15 protein-coding genes, 1 tRNA gene and 1 pseudogene are annotated in these 16044 nt (G+C 70.9%); 14 read left to right on the forward strand and 3 right to left on the reverse strand.

Features of this window, described 5'->3' with window-relative positions; all coding sequences use genetic code 11:
• Positions 1 to 240 precede the first annotated feature (240 nt).
• The 8 genes from QSK15_RS04535 (at position 241) to QSK15_RS04570 (ending at position 7975) form a co-directional block, all read left to right on the forward strand.
• Positions 241 to 312 (forward strand) — tRNA-Gln (locus tag QSK15_RS04535).
• A 107-nt stretch (positions 313 to 419) separates the two neighbouring features.
• Positions 420 to 1958: a bifunctional UDP-N-acetylglucosamine diphosphorylase/glucosamine-1-phosphate N-acetyltransferase GlmU gene (gene glmU, locus QSK15_RS04540; RefSeq protein ID WP_285794329.1), complete on the forward strand. Its 1539-nt coding sequence runs from the start codon at positions 420 to 422 to the stop codon at positions 1956 to 1958.
• Positions 1959 to 2016: 58 nt separating this feature from the next.
• On the forward strand, positions 2017 to 2997 hold the full coding sequence (locus QSK15_RS04545) for a ribose-phosphate diphosphokinase (protein ID WP_030329105.1): 981 nt from the start codon (positions 2017 to 2019) through the stop codon (positions 2995 to 2997).
• Positions 2998 to 3329: 332 nt separating this feature from the next.
• On the forward strand, positions 3330 to 4028 hold the full coding sequence (locus QSK15_RS04550; RefSeq protein ID WP_285793023.1) for a 50S ribosomal protein L25/general stress protein Ctc: 699 nt from the start codon (positions 3330 to 3332) through the stop codon (positions 4026 to 4028).
• 94 nt (positions 4029 to 4122) lie between these two features.
• Positions 4123 to 4713 carry an aminoacyl-tRNA hydrolase gene (pth, locus tag QSK15_RS04555; protein WP_285793024.1) on the forward strand — a complete coding sequence of 197 codons (591 nt, stop codon included), beginning with the start codon at positions 4123 to 4125 and terminating at the stop codon, positions 4711 to 4713.
• A gap of 131 nt (positions 4714 to 4844) precedes the next feature.
• Positions 4845 to 5675 (forward strand): inositol monophosphatase family protein, encoded by an 831-nt coding sequence (locus tag QSK15_RS04560; protein ID WP_285793025.1) that lies wholly within the window; start codon positions 4845 to 4847, stop codon positions 5673 to 5675.
• A 75-nt stretch (positions 5676 to 5750) separates the two neighbouring features.
• Positions 5751 to 6662, forward strand: a complete 912-nt coding sequence (cysD, locus tag QSK15_RS04565; protein WP_030329095.1) for a sulfate adenylyltransferase subunit CysD — start codon at positions 5751 to 5753, stop codon at positions 6660 to 6662.
• Positions 6662 to 7975, forward strand: coding sequence for a sulfate adenylyltransferase subunit 1 (locus QSK15_RS04570; protein WP_285793026.1), 1314 nt, complete (start codon positions 6662 to 6664; stop codon positions 7973 to 7975). The genes cysD and QSK15_RS04570 overlap by 1 nt, the downstream gene beginning before the upstream one ends.
• Before the next feature lie 232 nt (positions 7976 to 8207).
• Here the strand turns inward: QSK15_RS04570 and galK are convergent, their stop codons facing one another.
• Both galK and galE read right to left on the reverse strand, forming a co-directional pair.
• Entirely contained in the window at positions 8208 to 9377 is a 1170-nt protein-coding gene (gene galK / locus QSK15_RS04575; RefSeq protein ID WP_285793027.1) for a galactokinase, read from the reverse strand.
• A gap of 174 nt (positions 9378 to 9551) precedes the next feature.
• Positions 9552 to 10481, reverse strand: a complete 930-nt coding sequence (gene galE, locus QSK15_RS04580; RefSeq protein ID WP_377619992.1) for a UDP-glucose 4-epimerase GalE — start codon at positions 10479 to 10481, stop codon at positions 9552 to 9554.
• Between the two features lie 248 nt (positions 10482 to 10729).
• Here galE and QSK15_RS04585 point away from each other — a divergent pair.
• From QSK15_RS04585 to QSK15_RS04610, 6 genes and pseudogenes are all read left to right on the forward strand, one after another.
• Positions 10730 to 11749: pseudogene (locus QSK15_RS04585) on the forward strand (hemolysin family protein); the annotation flags it as partial.
• Between the two features lie 159 nt (positions 11750 to 11908).
• Positions 11909 to 12934, forward strand: a complete 1026-nt coding sequence (gene trpS, locus QSK15_RS04590; RefSeq protein ID WP_030329086.1) for a tryptophan--tRNA ligase — start codon at positions 11909 to 11911, stop codon at positions 12932 to 12934.
• Between the two features lie 25 nt (positions 12935 to 12959).
• Positions 12960 to 13529, forward strand: a complete 570-nt coding sequence (locus QSK15_RS04595) for a 2'-5' RNA ligase family protein (protein WP_285793029.1) — start codon at positions 12960 to 12962, stop codon at positions 13527 to 13529.
• A gap of 92 nt (positions 13530 to 13621) precedes the next feature.
• Positions 13622 to 14548, forward strand: coding sequence for a YihY/virulence factor BrkB family protein (locus tag QSK15_RS04600; protein WP_285793030.1), 927 nt, complete (start codon positions 13622 to 13624; stop codon positions 14546 to 14548).
• The gene (locus tag QSK15_RS04605; protein ID WP_285793031.1) at positions 14548 to 14934 is read left to right on the forward strand and encodes a GntR family transcriptional regulator; all 387 of its coding nucleotides are present in this window, start codon (positions 14548 to 14550) and stop codon (positions 14932 to 14934) included. Before QSK15_RS04600 ends, QSK15_RS04605 begins: the two co-directional genes overlap by 1 nt.
• Positions 14935 to 15071: 137 nt before the next feature.
• Positions 15072 to 15509, forward strand: coding sequence for a hypothetical protein (locus QSK15_RS04610; protein WP_285793032.1), 438 nt, complete (start codon positions 15072 to 15074; stop codon positions 15507 to 15509).
• Between the two features lie 4 nt (positions 15510 to 15513).
• Here QSK15_RS04610 and QSK15_RS04615 read toward each other — a convergent pair whose 3' ends face one another.
• A complete protein-coding gene (locus QSK15_RS04615; RefSeq protein WP_285793033.1) occupies positions 15514 to 15885 on the reverse strand; it encodes a VOC family protein in 372 nt (123 codons plus the stop codon).
• Between the last annotated feature and the right edge of the window lie 159 nt (positions 15886 to 16044).

A 16044-nucleotide genomic window follows, 5' to 3' on the forward strand; every position in this document is an offset into this window, starting at 1 on the left:
ACGGTGAAGTTTCGAATCACCCTCGCGAAACTGATCAAAGGCGCAGGTCAGCCGAGGGCTGTGGCCGGGTGCGCGTGCGCTCCGGGAGGCCGGCGGCCGAGGTGCGGGTCGGCCACCCCGAGGTGCCGACCGGGTCGATCGCCAGCCGTGCGGCGGGATGAGCGATGGCGTCCGGCGGCCGGGGCGCTAAGGTGTAGCGGCGGGATGTCCATCCCTCAAGCGACGTGCTCGCGTCGCTGATCGGCCGTGGTGTAATTGGCAACACCCGGGTCTTTGGTACCCGTATTTCAGGTTCGAACCCTGGCGGCCGAGCTGCACACCTAGGTCCGTTTTGGGGCCCGGTGGGGGTAAGCGGGGAAGGCGCGGGGCTGCGCGGCTAGCATGGCCGCGAGAGTGTCCGCCGTCCCGACGGGAGCCACATCGTGCCCCAGCCCCACCTCCGTACCGTCGTCGTGCTCGCCGCCGGTGAGGGCAAGCGGATGAAGTCGACACTGCCCAAGGTGCTGCACCCCCTGCTCGGTCGCACGCTCCTCGGTCACGTGCTGAGCGCCGCCGCCCCGCTGGGCGCGGACCGCACCGTCGTGGTGGTGGGACACGGCGCCGACCAGGTCCGGGCGCACCTGTCCGAGGTCGCCCCGGACGCCACGCCGGTGCTCCAGGCCGAGCAGCTCGGCACCGGGCACGCCGTCCGCATCGCGCTGGACGCGGTACCGGACGGCGCCGGCACGGTCGTCGTGATCAACGGGGACGTGCCGCTGCTGCGACCCGAGACCGTCGGCGCGCTGGTGACCGCGCACGAGGAAGCCGCCGCGGCGGCCACCGTGCTGGCCGCCGCGGTGCCCGACCCCAGCGGCCTCGGCCGGATCGTCCGGGACGCCGACGGCCGCCTGGAGCAGATCGTCGAGGAACGTGACGCCGACGCGACGCAGCGCGGGATCCGGGAGATCAACGCCGGCATCTACGCGTTCGACGCGGTGCGGCTACGTGAGGCGCTGGGCAAGCTCTCCACCGACAACGACCAGGGCGAGGAGTACCTCACCGACGTCTTCGGCCTGCTCCGCTCCGCCGGTGAGCCGGTGGCGGTGCACGTCGCCGTGGACCACGTCGAGACATTGGGCTGCAACGACCGGGTGGAGCTGGCGACGCTGCGCCGACTGCTGCGCGACCGGATCAACGAGGCGTGGATGCGCACCGGGGTGAGCCTGCTCGACCCCGTCACCACCTGGATCGACGTGACCGTGGCGCTGGACCGCGACGCCGTGGTCGACCAGAACACCCAGTTGCGCGGCAGCACGGTGATCGGCGCGGGCGCGGTGATCGGCCCGGACGTCACCCTGATCGACACCGTCGTCGGCCCGGGCGCCTCGGTGATCCGCAGCCACGCCGACGGCGCCGAAGTGGGCGCGGGCGCAACCGTCGGACCGTACGCGTACCTGCGGCCCGCCGCCCGGCTGGCCGAGAAGTCGAAGGTCGGCACGTTCGTCGAGGTGAAGAACACCGAGATCGGCGCGGGTGCGAAGGTTCCGCACCTCAGCTACGTCGGTGACGCCACGATCGGCGCGAAGGCCAACATCGGCGCGGCGACCATCTTCGTGAACTACGACGGGGTGAACAAGCACCGCACGACCGTCGGTGAGGGCGCCTTCGTCGGCTGCGACACGAGCCTGATCGCGCCGGTCGAGGTCGGTGCCGGTGCCTACGTGGCGGCGGGCAGCGCCATCGCGCAGGACGTCCCGCCGGGCGCGCTCGGGGTCACCCGGGCGCCGCAGCGCAACATCGAGGGCTGGGTGCAGCGCAAGCGCCCCGGAACGGTCTCCGCGGCGGCGGCCGAACGGGCGCAACGCGCCGCCGAGGGTGCGTCGGGTGTGGCCGGTGCCGCAAGCGACAGTGAGGCAATGCACGGGGGAGCCAAGACAGTGGGCGGCGCATCCGGCCCGGGAGATACTGCAACCGAATAGTCCCTGACCCACCACCACCGGGTCGGGTACCGCCGACAAAACGGGAGCAGACGGGCCCATGGGCAGCATCGTCGCCGAAAACCGCAAAAGCCTGATGCTCTTTTCCGGACGTGGCTTTCCGGAGTTGGCCAAGGAGATCGGCGAGGTGCTCGGCGTCGCGCCGACTCCGGCCGACGCCTACGAGTTCGCCAACGGCGAGATCTTCGTACGCTTCAAGGACTCGGTACGTGGTTCGGACGCCTTCGTGGTGCAGTCCGTCACGCACGGGGTGAACACCTGGGTCATGGAGACCCTGATCATGGTCGACGCGCTGAAGCGGGGGTCGGCCAAGCGGATCACCGTGGTGCTGCCGTTCTACCCGTACGCCCGCCAGGACAAGAAGCACCGCGGCCGGGAGCCGATCTCGGCCCGCCTGGTGGCGGACCTGCTGAAGACCGCCGGTGCCAACCGCATCCTCACCGTCGACCTGCACACCGCGCAGATCCAGGGCTTCTTCGACGGCCCGGTGGACCACCTCTTCGCGATGGACATCCTGGCCGAGTACGTGGAGCACAAGTACGCCGGCCGGCCGATGACGGTGGTGGCACCGGACTCCGGCCGGGTGCGGGTGGCCGAGCGGTGGACCGACCGGCTGGGCGGCTGCCCGCTGGCGTTCATCCACAAGACCCGCGACCCGATGAAGCCGAACCAGGTCGTGGCGAACCGGGTGGTCGGTGAGGTCGAGGGCCGGGTCTGCCTGATCGTCGACGACATGATCGACACCGGAGGCACGATCGCCAAGGCCGCCGACATCCTCAAGGAGTCGGGCGCCGCGGAGATCGTTGTCGCGTCCACCCACGCACTGCTGTCCGACCCGGCCACCGAGCGGCTGAAGAACAGCTCGATCAGCGAGATCGTGGTGACGAACACGCTGCCGCTTCCGCCGGAGAAGCAGCTGGACAAGCTCACCGTGCTGTCGATCGCGCCGCTGCTGGCGCGGGCGATCCGGGAGGTCTTCGATGACGGCTCGGTGACCACCCTCTTCGGTGGCCTGAGCTGAACCCGAGCCCCGTTTCCGCCACCTGACACGCTGGCGGGGCGGGGCTGGCAAACTGGCGGAAACGGGGCCGGCGCGCTGGTGGAGGCACCACCGGCGGGCCGGTCTTGAGCCGTGATCGGGGACTGCCGGAAACCCTGGAAACAGCTCGGGTAGACTGGTGCGGTTGCCACGGCGAGGGTGCCCGGCGGGCCGCTGAAAAGCGCCGCACGGAGGCACCGTCATCGACGCGGTGCTCCGGGCAGTCGTTCATGACGCATGAGCCCCAGCGAGCCCCTCGCCCCAGCACCGCCAGACGACAAGCCGCCGCAGCGAAAAGCATCAGGAGTTTCCCCGTGTCCGAGGTAAAGATCAGCGCCGAGCCCCGCACCGAGTTCGGCAAGGGTGGTGCCCGCCGTACCCGCCGGGCCGGCAAGGTGCCCGCCGTGCTGTACGGCCACGGCGAGAAGCCCAAGCACATCGCGCTGCCGTCGCGGGAGTTCGCCGCGGCGATCCGCAAGGGCGGTGCCAACCAGCTCTTCGCGATCGACATCACCGACGGCACCCAGGTGCTGGCGCTGCCGAAGGCGATCCAGCGTGACCCGATCCGCGACACCTTCGAGCACGTCGACCTGATCCTGGTCCGCCGGGGCGAGAAGGTCACCGTCGAGGTTCCGGTCCAGCTGACCGGTGAGGCCGCCCGGGACACCCTGATCGTGCACGACCACGACACCCTCTCGGTGACCGCGGACGCCACCAAGGTCCCCGACCACCTCGAGGCCTCGATCGAGGGCCTGGAGGCGGGCAGCCAGGTGACCGCCGGCGACGTCCAGCTGCCGGCCGGCGTCGAGCTGGCTGCCGACTCGGAGCTGACCGTCGCGTCGGTGACCGCCGCCCCGACCGCCGAGCAGCTCGAGGCGACGCTGCCCGAGGTCGAGGTTGCCACCGACGAGGCTGAGGCCGAGGTCGGCGAGGGCACCGAGGGCTCCGAGGGCGCGGACGCCGCCCCGGCCGCCGAGGGCGACGAGACGACCGAGGCGCGCACCGAGGCCTGATCGGTTCGTACTGTGCGACAGGCGTCCCCGGATGTTCGGGGGCGCCTGTCGGCATATCGGGAGTCGCTGCGTTGGGCGTCGGAAGGGACGGGTCGTGACGGACGAGGCGGGGCCGTGGCTGGTGGTCGGCCTGGGCAACCCCGGTCGGGAGTACGCCGGGAACCGGCACAACGTCGGGTTCATGGTGGCCGAACTGCTGGCCGGTCGGGTGGGTGCCCGGTTCGGTCGGCACAAGCGGGCGGTGGCCGAGGTGGCCGAGGCGCGGCTGGGGTTCGGTGGGCCGAAGCTGGTGCTGGTCAAGCCACTGACGTACATGAACCTCTCCGGTGGGCCGGTCGCGGCGCTGGCGCAGTTCTACAAGGTGCCGACGGCGCAGGTGATCGCGGTGCACGACGAGCTCGACATCGGGTTCGGTCAGGTGCGGGTCAAGTTCGGCGGCGGTGAGGGCGGGCACAACGGCCTGCGCTCGATGTCGAAGTCCCTGGGGACGAAGGACTACGCCCGGGTGCGGTTCGGCGTCGGTCGACCGCCGGGGCGGCAGGACCCGGCGGATTATGTGCTGTCGGATTTCGGCACGGCAGAACGCAAGGAGCTGGATTTCCTGGTGGACCGGGCCGCCGACGTGGTGGAGTCGGTGATCACCAAGGGCGTGGAGCCGACGCAGAACCTCTACCACGGCAGTTGAGCCGGGCGGGGCGTACCGACTCGGAAACGACGGCCCGGTAGTCTGCGCCTTTCGGCGTGCCGCGACCGGCGACGCGAGTCGCGGCGGATCGGCCCGTGCGGGCAGCGCGGCGAGGCGACGGGAGCGGGCAGATGAGCAGTCCTCCGATGATCGATGGCGCGTTCGCCCGATGGTTGGCGTCCCGGGCCGGGCAGGCGCTGCTCGACCTGCGCACCGAGATGGGTTTCGCCGACACCGGCGCGCTGAAGTCGGCCGGGGACAAGGTGTCGCACGACCTGATCCGCACGGAGTTGGCGAAGTGGCGTCCGGGTGACGCGGTGCTCTCCGAGGAGGACGAGGGGTCCCGGTTGGCCTGGGCCGCGGAGGTGAACACCGGGGCGGTGTCGCGGTTGACCGCGGACCGGGTGTGGATCGTCGACCCGTTGGACGGCACCCGGGAGTTCTCCGAGGAGGGCCGCTCGGACTGGGCGGTGCACGTGGCGCTCTGGGCACGCAACGCGCCGAGTCCGCACGGGCTGATCGCCGGGGCGGTGGGGTTGCCGGCGCAGCACCGGGTGCTGGGCACCGACTACCCGCCGGCGTACCCGCCGATGACAGTGGAGGCGGCGACTGCCGGCGAGCGGAAGATCCGCTTGGCGGCGAGTCGCAGCCGGCCGCCGGTCTTCCTGACCGACCTGGCCGAGGACGTCGGCGCCCACCTGGTGCCGATGGGTTCGGCCGGAGCGAAAATCGCCGCGGTGGTCACCGGCGAAGTGGACGCGTACATCCATGCAGGTGGGCAGTACGAGTGGGACTCGGCGGCCCCGGTCGCTGTGGCGACGGCCACCGGACTGCACGCTTCCCGGATCGACGGTTCTGCGCTGAAATACAACGAGGCGGATCCGCGACTGCCCGACCTTCTGGTCTGTCGCAAGGATCTCGCCGCCCGGTTGCTTGCAGCGCTGCAGAAACATTCCGGGTAGCCTGAGCGCACTTTCTTGACATGCCCGACCGGAAAGGTCTGGAAATCGGATGAGCGAGCGAATCGAGCCGGTGTCATGACCACCCCCGCGGCGTACCAGGTCTCCCACCTGGATGCCCTCGAAGCGGAGAGCATCTTCGTGATGCGCGAGGTGGTCGCCGAGATGGAACGGCCGGTGCTGCTCTTCTCCGGTGGCAAGGACTCGATCGTCATGCTGCGGCTGGCACAGAAGGCGTTCGCCCCCGCCAACGTCCCCTTCCCGGTCATGCACGTCGACACCGGGCACAACTTCCCCGAGGTCCTGGAATACCGCGACCAGCGGGTCGCCGAGCTGGGGTTGCAACTCGTCGTGGCGAGCGTGCCGGAGGCCCTGGCCAGCGGCATGGTCCGGGAGTCCGCTGACGGCATGCGCAACCGGATCCAGACGCCGGTGCTGCTGGACGCGGTGGAGAAGCACCGCTTCGACGCGCTGTTCGGTGGCGCCCGCCGGGACGAGGAGAAGGCCCGGGCGAAGGAGCGGGTGTTCAGCTTCCGCGACGAGTTCGGTCAGTGGGACCCGAAGAACCAGCGGCCGGAGCTGTGGTCGCTGTACAACGGCCGGCACCACCCAGGCGAGTCGATCCGGGTCTTCCCACTGTCCAACTGGACCGAGCTGGACGTCTGGCACTACATCGCACGGGAACGCATCCCGCTGCCGTCGATCTACTACGCGCACGAGCGCGAGGTGGTCGAACGGGACGGCATGTTCTACGCCGTCAACGAGTTCTTCCGCCCCCGCGCGGGTGAGGAGCGGTTCAAGGCCCAGGTGCGCTACCGCACCGTCGGTGACGCCTCCTGCACCGCTGCGGTCCGCTCCGATGCGGACACCGTGGAGAAGGTCATCGAGGAGGTGGCAGCCACCCGGATCACCGAGCGCGGCGCCACCCGTGGTGACGACCGGGTCAGTGAGGCCGCCATGGAGGACCGCAAGCGGGAGGGCTACTTCTGATGAGCACCGAGATCATGGCCCCGGCCGCCGGCACCGAGACCGCGCCCGAAGCGCGGCCGATGGACCTGCTGCGATTCGCCACCGCCGGCAGCGTCGACGACGGGAAGTCGACCCTGATCGGGCGGCTGCTCTATGACACCAAGTCGCTCTTCACCGACCAGCTGGCGGCCGTGGAGGCGGTCAGCGCGGCCCGCGGCGACGAATACACCAACCTGGCGTTGCTCACCGACGGCCTGCGTGCCGAGCGGGAGCAGGGCATCACCATCGACGTGGCGTACCGCTACTTCGCCACCCCCCGGCGCAAGTTCATCATCGCCGACACCCCCGGCCACATCCAGTACACGCGCAACATGGTCACCGGAGCATCGACGGCGGATCTGGCGTTGATCCTGGTGGACGCGCGCAAGGGCCTCGTCGAGCAGTCCCGCCGGCACGCGTTCCTCTGCTCCCTGCTGCGGGTGCCGCACCTGGTCCTCTGCGTCAACAAGATGGACCTGGTCGACTGGTCGCAGGAGGTCTACGAGCGGATCGCCGACGAGTTCACCGCGTTCGCGGCGAAGCTCGACGTACCCGACCTGACGGTGGTGCCGGTCTCCGCGCTGCGGGGCGACAACATCGTGTCCCGGTCGGAGAACATGCAGTGGTACGAGGGCCCCTCGCTGCTGCACCACCTGGAGCGGGTGCACATCGCGAGCGACCGCAACCTGGTCGACGTCCGGTTCCCGGTGCAGTACGTGATCCGTCCGCAGTCCACCACCGTCACCGACTACCGCGGCTACGCCGGTCAGGTCGCCTCCGGGGTGCTGAAGCCGGGTGACGAGGTGATGGTGCTGCCCTCCGGCTTCACCAGCCGGATCGCCGCCGTGGAGACCGCCGACGGGCCGGTCGCGGAGGCGTTCCCACCGATGTCGGTCACGGTACGACTGGCCGACGAGATCGACATCTCCCGGGGTGACCTGATCTGCCGGCCGAACAACGCGCCGGCGGTGGCCCAGGACATCGAGGCAATGGTCTGCTGGATGGACGAGACGGCCCCCCTGCGGGTCGGAGGCCGGTACGCGATCAAGCACACCACCCGGTCGGCTCGGGCGATCGTGCGCGGGCTGCACTACCGGCTGGACATCAACTCGCTGCACCGCGACGAGTCGGCCGACGAGCTGCGGCTCAACGAGATCGGCCGGGTGCGGCTGCGCACGACCGTGCCGCTGCTGGCCGACGAGTACCGCCGCAACCGCACCACCGGCGGCTTCGTCATCATCGACGAGGCGACCAACCGCACGGTAGGCGCCGGCATGATCGTCGAAACCAGCTAACCCCACCCCACCAACGGCACCCTGAACACCCACCCGCGCACCTGCGCCAAGATCGCGCTCGATTCATGAAGTAGTGGCCTCGCCCAGCGGGTGAGGCCACTACTTCCCTGAACAAGCACGATCTCCATCCCTCCGGCCGCCCCACCCCGGCCCCGCCCGGTGATCAAGAAGTTTGCGTCAGAATGCGGGCTGACAGTGACGCGAACTTCTTGATCAGTCTGGGGTGTGGGGGTCAGGGGAGGCGGGTGGCGCCGGGGGAGGGGAGGACCGTCACGGTGGTGGGGGCGGTGAAACCCTTCGCCGCGTACGCGTCGGTCACGGCGGCGGCGACCTCGTCGGCACGGTCGGCTTCGATCAGCGCGAGCACGCACCCGCCGAAGCCGCCCCCGGTCATCCGGGCGCCCAGCGCGCCGGCTGCCAACGCCGCCTCGACGGCGGTGTCGATCTCCGGCACGGTGATCTCGAAGTCGTCGCGCATCGAGACGTGGGAGGCCGTCAGCAGTGGGCCGATGTCGCGGACCCGGGCGGCACGCAGTAGCGCCACGGTGTCCAGTACGCGCTGGTCCTCGGTGACCACGTGTCGGACCCGACGCCGGGTCTCCTCGTCGTCGAGCTGAGCCAACGCGGCGTCGAGCTGGTCGATGCCCACATCCCGCAGCGCGGCAACCCCGAGCGCGCTGGCTCCGGCCTCGCAGGAACGACGGCGGGCCGCGTACTCCCCGTCGGCGTGGCGGTGCGGTGCCCGACTGTCGATGACCAGCACGGCGAGGCCGGCAGCGTCCAGGTCGAACGGGATGTGCTCGACCGACTCGTCGCGGCAGTCGAGGAAGAGGGCGTGCCCGGCCCGGCAACGGATCGCCGCCGACTGGTCCATGATGCCGGTCGGCGCACCCACGTAGACGTTCTCCGCCCGCTGTGCCAGCCGGGGTTGCAGTTCCGGGGCCAGCTCCAGCCCGCCGAGGTCGAGCAGGGCAGCCAGTACGGCTGACTCCAGTGCGGCCGAGGAGGAGAGCCCGGAACCCAGCGGCACGTCGGAAGCGATCGCCAGCCGGGCGCCCGGCACGGGATGACCCGCCTCGCGCAGCGCCCAGACCACACCCGCGACGTACGCGCCCCAGCCGGTGACCCGGCCCGGCTCGGCGACGTCGTCCGCGCCGAAGGTGATCGTCTCGCCGGAGAGCTCCGACCAGACCGTCCAGTGCTCCCCGTCCTGCCGATCGGCCGCCACGACGGTGCGCATCGGCAGGGCGAACGGCAGCACGAAGCCTTCGTTGTAGTCGGTGTGCTCGCCGATCAGGTTGACCCGGCCCGGGGCCGCCCAGCGCCCGGATGCCTGGCCGCCGAACTGTGCGGAGAAGCCGGCCGCAGCCCGCTCGGCGACATCATCGGCCGGGTGGGTCACGGATTCCCCCTTCGTTCGCGACTGCAGGGCTCGCAGACCCGGCTCACTCCTCGCGCTCACGGTTGCCTCCTTGCTCGCGACTGCGGGGCTCGCAAAAGCGGCTCACTCCTCGCGCTCACGGTTGCCTCCTTGCTCGCGACTGCGGGGCTCGCAAAAGCGGCTCACTCCTCGCGCTCACGGTTGCCCCAGGATGTGCGTGCGGTAGAACGCCCAGGCATCCCCGACCATGTCGTGCAGGGTCGGCTTCTGTGGCACCCAGCCCAGCTCCTGGCGGGCGAGCGTGGACGACGCGACCAACTCGGCCGGGTCGCCCTCGCGGCGTGGGGCGACCTCGACGGGCAGGTGGTGACCGGTGACCTCGCGGACCACGTCGACGACCTGGCGGTTGGTGAAGCCGTTGCCGTTGCCCAGGTTGTAGATCCGGTGCTGGCCGCTGGTGGCCGCGTCCAGCGCCAGCAGGTGCGCGCGGGCCAGGTCGGCGACGTGGATGTAGTCGCGGACGCAGGTGCCGTCGACGGTGGGGTAGTCGTCCCCGAAGAGCTGGAGTTTCTCCCGCCGGCCGGCGGCGACGTCCAGCGCGATCGGGATCAGGTGGGTCTCCGGGTCGTGCCGCTCGCCGAGCGCGATGTCGCCGTCGAGGTGGGCGCCGGCCACGTTGAAGTAGCGCAGTGACACGGCGGCCAGCCCGTGCGCGATCGCCTCGGAGGTGAGTGCCATGTCGACGGCGAGTTTGGTGGCGCCGTACGTGTTGGTGGGCGCCTTCACCGCGTTTTCGGTGATGGGCAGCTCGGTGGGGTTGCCGTAGACGGCGGCGGTGGAGGAGAAGACCATCCGGGGCACTCCGGCCGCCCGGACGGCGTCGATCAGGGCGAGCGTGCCGACGGTGTTGTTCCGCCAGTACAACTCCGGCTTGATCATCGACTCGCCGGCGGCGATGAGGGCGGCGAAGTGCAGCACCCCGTCGAAGCCGGCGTCGGCGGTGATGACGCGGGCGGCGTCGTGGATGGACGCCTCGACGTGGGTGGCGTCCGGGGCGAGGGCTTCGCGGTGGCCGGTACGTAGGTCGTCCAGGATGACCACCTGGTGGCCCGCGTCGAGCAGCATCCGGGTCACCACGCTCCCGATGAAGCCGGCGCCCCCGGTGACGAGCAGTTTCACGTCGTTGCCTCCTGCCTGGCCCGCCCGGGACGTGGCCCTTTGGGTGATGACACTAGGGCGGTGGCCGGCATCCTCGCCGACACCACCGGCAACCCATTCCATCATAATCTTTCACGATTAAACAGAGCCGAACATCTGTGGCCGCTCCGTCCGATGTCCTGTGCGGCGGGCCCACGGTGTCTACCATCTCTGTCATGCGGGAAGTGGCCCGTACCGGGCTCCGGCGACGCGCGCGGGCACATCCCCGCCGCGACCCCGGTCCGCTCGCCCGGGCCGTCGCCCGGGTGCTGGTCCGCGCGGCGGACGGTGCCACCCGACTCGTCACCGACCTGCTCGGGACCGGTCCGACGGCTGGCCGGGAGCACATCTCGGAGGCCGATCTGCGGGACCTGGTCGCGGCGAACACGGTGCTCGACCCGGACGAGCGACGAATCATCGACGAGGTCCTGGTGGCCGGTGCCAGTCTGATCCGCGAGGTGATGATGCCGCGCACCGAGGTGGTCTTCCTGCCGGCGCGGCTGACCATCGGCGAAGCCGCCCGACTGGTCCGCGCCGAAACACACACCCGCTACCCGGTCACCGACGCCACCCACGACGACGTGATCGGCTTCGTGCACCTCCGGGACGTGCTGCTGCGCCCGGACGGCGACCCGTGCCTCACCGTCGGCGAGCTGGCCCGGGAGGTGAAGCGGCTCCCCGGCAGCAAACGGGTGCTCGCCGCGCTGACCGAGATGCGCCGGGAGGGCCAGCACCTCGCGGTGGTGGTCGACGAGTACGGCGGCACGGCCGGGATCGTCACCCTGGAGGACCTCATCGAGGAGCTGGTCGGTGAGATCCACGACGAGTACGACGCCGCCCCGGACCCGGTGCACGCTGGCCTGCCCGCCGTGGTGGACGGTCGCCTCAACCTCGCTGACTTCGCCGAGCGGACCGGGGTGGCGCTACCCGCCGGTCCGTACGAGACGGTGGGCGGGTTCGTGATGGCCGCGCTGGGTCGGCTTCCGCTGACCGGCGACGAGGTGCCGGTGCCCGCTGAGCCCGCCGACGTCGGTGCGCCCGATCCGGCGGAGTTGCCGGCCGGCTGGCTGCTGCGGGTGCTCACGCTGGACGGCCGCCGGGTGGCCCAACTCGCCGTCTCTGCCGCGCGCGGCACCGAGCCGCGCCGCGAGTACGACGCTCCACCGGCCTCGGCGGGCAGCCCGGAGTCGGCCGGGGAGGCGGTCGCGGGGCAGCACCGCCGGGTCACCCTCGGGTCGACGCACCGGGTTGGCGCGGGCGAAGCACGCGAGGTCAGCACCCCGGCATCGGCGGGCCGGAGCCGACCCGCCGGCCCGTCATGACGGACCGGGTTGCTTGCTGACAGAATTATCGCCATGTCCGACGTTCCCGCCCGGCCCCGCGTCTTCTCCGGCATCCAGCCGACAGCCGACTCGTTCCACCTCGGCAACTATCTGGGCGCGGTGCGGCACTGGGTAGCCCTGCAGGACACCCACGACGCGTTCTACTGCGTGGTGGACCTGCACGCCATCACCGCGGGGCACGACCCGGCGCTGCTGCGCCAGCGGACCCGGGTGGCCGCGGCCCAGCTCTTCGCGGTCGGGCTGGACCCGGAACGCAGCACCCTGTTCGTCCAGTCGCAGGTGCCCGAGCACCCGCAGCTGGCCTGGGTGCTCGGCTGCATCACCGGCTTCGGCGAGGCCAGCCGGATGACCCAGTTCAAGGACAAGTCGCAGAAGCAGGGTAACGAGCGGGCCAGCGTCGGGCTGTTCACCTATCCGGTCCTCCAGGCCGCCGACATCCTGCTCTACCAGGCAAACGCGGTTCCGGTCGGCGAGGACCAGCGCCAGCACCTGGAGCTCTCCCGGGATCTGGCCCAGCGGTTCAACTCGCTGTTCGGCGCCACGTTCACGGTGCCCGCGCCACACATCGTCAAGGACACTGCCAAGATCACCGATCTGCAGGACCCGACGGCGAAGATGTCGAAGTCGTCGTCCTCGCCGGCCGGCATCATCGACCTGCTCGAAGATCCGGCCCGGTCCGCGAAGAAGATCCGTTCGGCGGTGACCGACACCGGCCGGGAGATCGTCTTCGACGCCGAGACCAAGCCGGGTGTGTCCAACCTGTTGACCATCCACTCGGCGCTCAGCGGCCGCAGCATCGACGAGTTGGTGGCCGCGTTCGCGGGCCGCGGCTACGGCGATCTGAAGAAGGAACTGGCCGAGGTCGTGACGGACTTCGTCCGGCCGATCCAGGAGCGCACCCGCACCTATCTCGACGATCCGGCGCAGTTGGACAAGCTGCTCGCGGCCGGCGCGGAGAAGGCCCGTGCGGTGGCCGCGGCGACCCTGCGGTCCGCGTACGAGCGGGTGGGGTTCTTCCCGCCCGTGCGCGGCGAGTAGGTCCGCGGTACAGGTGGACGGGTCGGTGGTCGGAGGGGCGGCGCGAAGCGTGGATCGCAGTGGCGGGGTGCGGCCGACCGGCGACACCATCCAGATCGGCATCGCGGTGGACATCCCCGAGCCGTGGGGTGCCCAGCTCACCCGTCGACGGATCGAGGCCGGCGATCCGCTGGCGGTGCCCGCGCACGTGACGCTGCTCGGTCCCACCGAGATCCGCACGGCCAACCTGCCTGCGGTCGAGCGGCACCTGGCCGCCGTCGCTGCCGCGCACCTGCCGTTCACGCTGCACCTGCGGGGCACCGGCACGTTCCGTCCGGTCACCCAGGTGGTGTTCGTCGCGGTGGCCGCCGGGATCAGCGAGTGCGAGTTGCTGGCCGCGGCCATCGCCGCGACGCCCGGCCTGCACCGGGAACTCCGGTTCCCGTACCATCCGCACGTCACAGTGGCTCAGGACGTGGCACCGGAGGCCCTGGACAAGGTGTACGAGGATCTCGCCGACTTCTCCGCGGTGTTCGAGGTCGGCGCGTTCACCCTCTTCTCGCACAACGAGCAGGCCAGGTGGCAGCCACGCCGGGACTTCTGCCTCGGCGGCTGACGCGCGGCGACTGGAGCGCGGCGACGCGCCGGCCGGCGAGCACGGGAAGCTGGTTGCCACTACAGCGGTGGGAGATCGGCGAGGATGATCGCGTGAACGTGATCGGCCGGATCGAGGCGGGCATCGACCGCTGGGTGAGCGGCGCGCGCCACCGGTCGAGCCTCTTCGACCACGTGTGGCGGGCCGGCGTGCTGTACGGCGAGGTGCTGGCCGGTCGGTTGGCCGCCGCCATCGCCTACTACGGCTTCTTCGCGGTGTTCGCCCTCGCCCTGGTCGCGTTCTCCGTCTTCGGCGCGATCCTGGAGGACAACGACGAGGTCAGCGCGGCGGCGGCCGACTTCCTCAAGGAGAATCTGCCGTTCCTGGACGCCGAGCAGATCGCCAACTCCAGCGGCACCGTCGGTGTGGTCGGCCTGGTCATCCTGGTCTTCACCGGGATCGGCTGGGTGGAGGCCATCCGGTCCTCGCAGCGGCTGATGTACCGGCTCAACCAGCAACCGGGCAACCTGGTGGTGCGGCGGCTCGTCGACCTGGGCGTGATGATCGGCGTCTTCGTGCTGCTCGGCCTGTCGGTCGCGGCGGTGGACGCGTTGGAGTCGCTGCTGCGTTTCCTGCTCCGCAGCACCGGCTCGGTCGGTCTGACCACGATCAGCGCGGTCCTCAGCGTGCTGGTCAACACCGTGCTCGCCACCGCGTTGCTGCTCGCCGTGCCCCGGCTGCGGATGAGCCGCTCCCGGCTGCGCCCGGTGGTGTTGCTGGTGGCGATCGGTATCACCCTGCTGAACACGGTCGGGCGATACTACGTGGTGCGGACCGAGCGGAATCCGGCGTACACCGTGGTGGCCGGTGCCGTCGGTCTGCTGCTCTATCTCTACCTGCTCAACCAGTTGGTGCTGTTCGGCGCGGCGCTCCTCGCGACCAGCACCACCGGTCGGGTCGTGGATCTCGCGGAGACCCCGGCGCCGCCGAAGGATGTCGACGAGGGCATCGACCCCGGTACGCCGGGCGGGGCGGGCTGATGACGGAAGGCGGGCAGGTGCTGATCTCGGTCGACGCGGACTCGTCGGTGCCACCGTACGAGCAGGTGCGGGTGCAGCTCGCCGAGCTGATCGGCGACGGCCGGTTGCCGGTCGGCACTCGACTGCCGACCGTCCGGCAGCTCGCCGCTGACCTGCGGTTGGCAGCGAACACGGTGGCCCGCGCCTACCGGGAGTTGGAGGCGGCCGGGCTGCTGGAGACCCGGGGACGCAACGGCACCTTCGTCGCGCCGGGGCGGGACGACGCCGTCGACCGTCTGCAGCGGGCGGCGGCCGGCTACGCGGCGGAGGCGGCTCGGCTCGGTGTGCCGCCGGCCACGGCGCTCGCCCTGGTCCGCGCCGCTCTGGACGCTGTCCGTCCCGGCTGACCGGCCGGCCGAAACGGCCGCCGAACGAACGCCGTCGAGCGCCGAAGGAGCGCCGGAGGACCGCCCGACGAGCGCCGGACGGGCGACAACGGCGGAGAACTGCATCGGCGCTCGCGTTCGCGGACCATGATGAGCCGGTGGGCGCACTCATGACACTCGACCTGCCGGCGGACTCACCGCTGCTCGGCCTGCCGTGGATCATCACCTTCGGTCCGCTCGGTGATCGCGACGAGTGGGAGCCGGTGGTCTGCGGGCCGTACGAGCGCCCCCACGCGTTGGCCCTGGCCGAGGCGGTGGTGGCCGAGGAACAGTTGGTGGCCGTGGTGGAGCCGTTGCTCCCGGCGCTGTCCGCCGACGAGATCCGCGGTGAGATCGCCGCCGCACAGGTCGCCGCCGAGGACGAGGCCCGGCAGGCGGAGGGGGCCGACCTGTACGGGGACTTCGAGGACATGATCGACGAGGAGTTGGACGCGGCAGCCGACGAGGCGGGTCACGGTGAGCCCGCCGAACCGCCGGACGAGGCCGAGGTGCGCGCCGGCTTCACCCGGATCGCGGCGTTGCTCACCGCGAAGTGAGAGGTCAGCGGGTCGGCGCGCGGTCCAGCACGCAGAACTCGTTGCCCTCCGGATCGGCGAGCACCGTGAACTGTTCGGCCCCGGTCTGACCGACGTCGACGTGCCGTGCGCCGAGGCTCAGCAGCCGCCGTACCTCGGCCTGGGGGTCCGCGTGCGCGACCAGGTCGAGGTGCAGCCGGTTCTTGCCCCGCTTGGCGGTGCCCGAGCCCTGCAACCACACGGTGGGCGCTGCGGCGGATGACGGCCCGGGCGGCCAGAGCTTGGCGCTGCCGTCGTCGCCCCGCTCGACCTCGTAGCCGAGGGCCGCCGACCAGAACGCGACCATCACGTCCAGGTCCTCGACGTCGAGCGTGCACTGGGCGATCCGTACCACCATGGGTCACCTCCGTAACGACGGTTCCCTATGCCGTACCCGCGACCAGCGCGGGTCACACCACCGGCCGCCTACGGACACCGGCGCCACGCGGAGCGGACTCCGCGCGGCGCCGGTGGCACCTCACCCCCCACCACAAGGGGTCGGTAGCCCAGTCGCCCG

The organism is Micromonospora sp. NBRC 107095 (assembly GCF_030269705.1).
GTDB lineage: Bacteria > Actinomycetota > Actinomycetes > Mycobacteriales > Micromonosporaceae > Micromonospora > Micromonospora parva.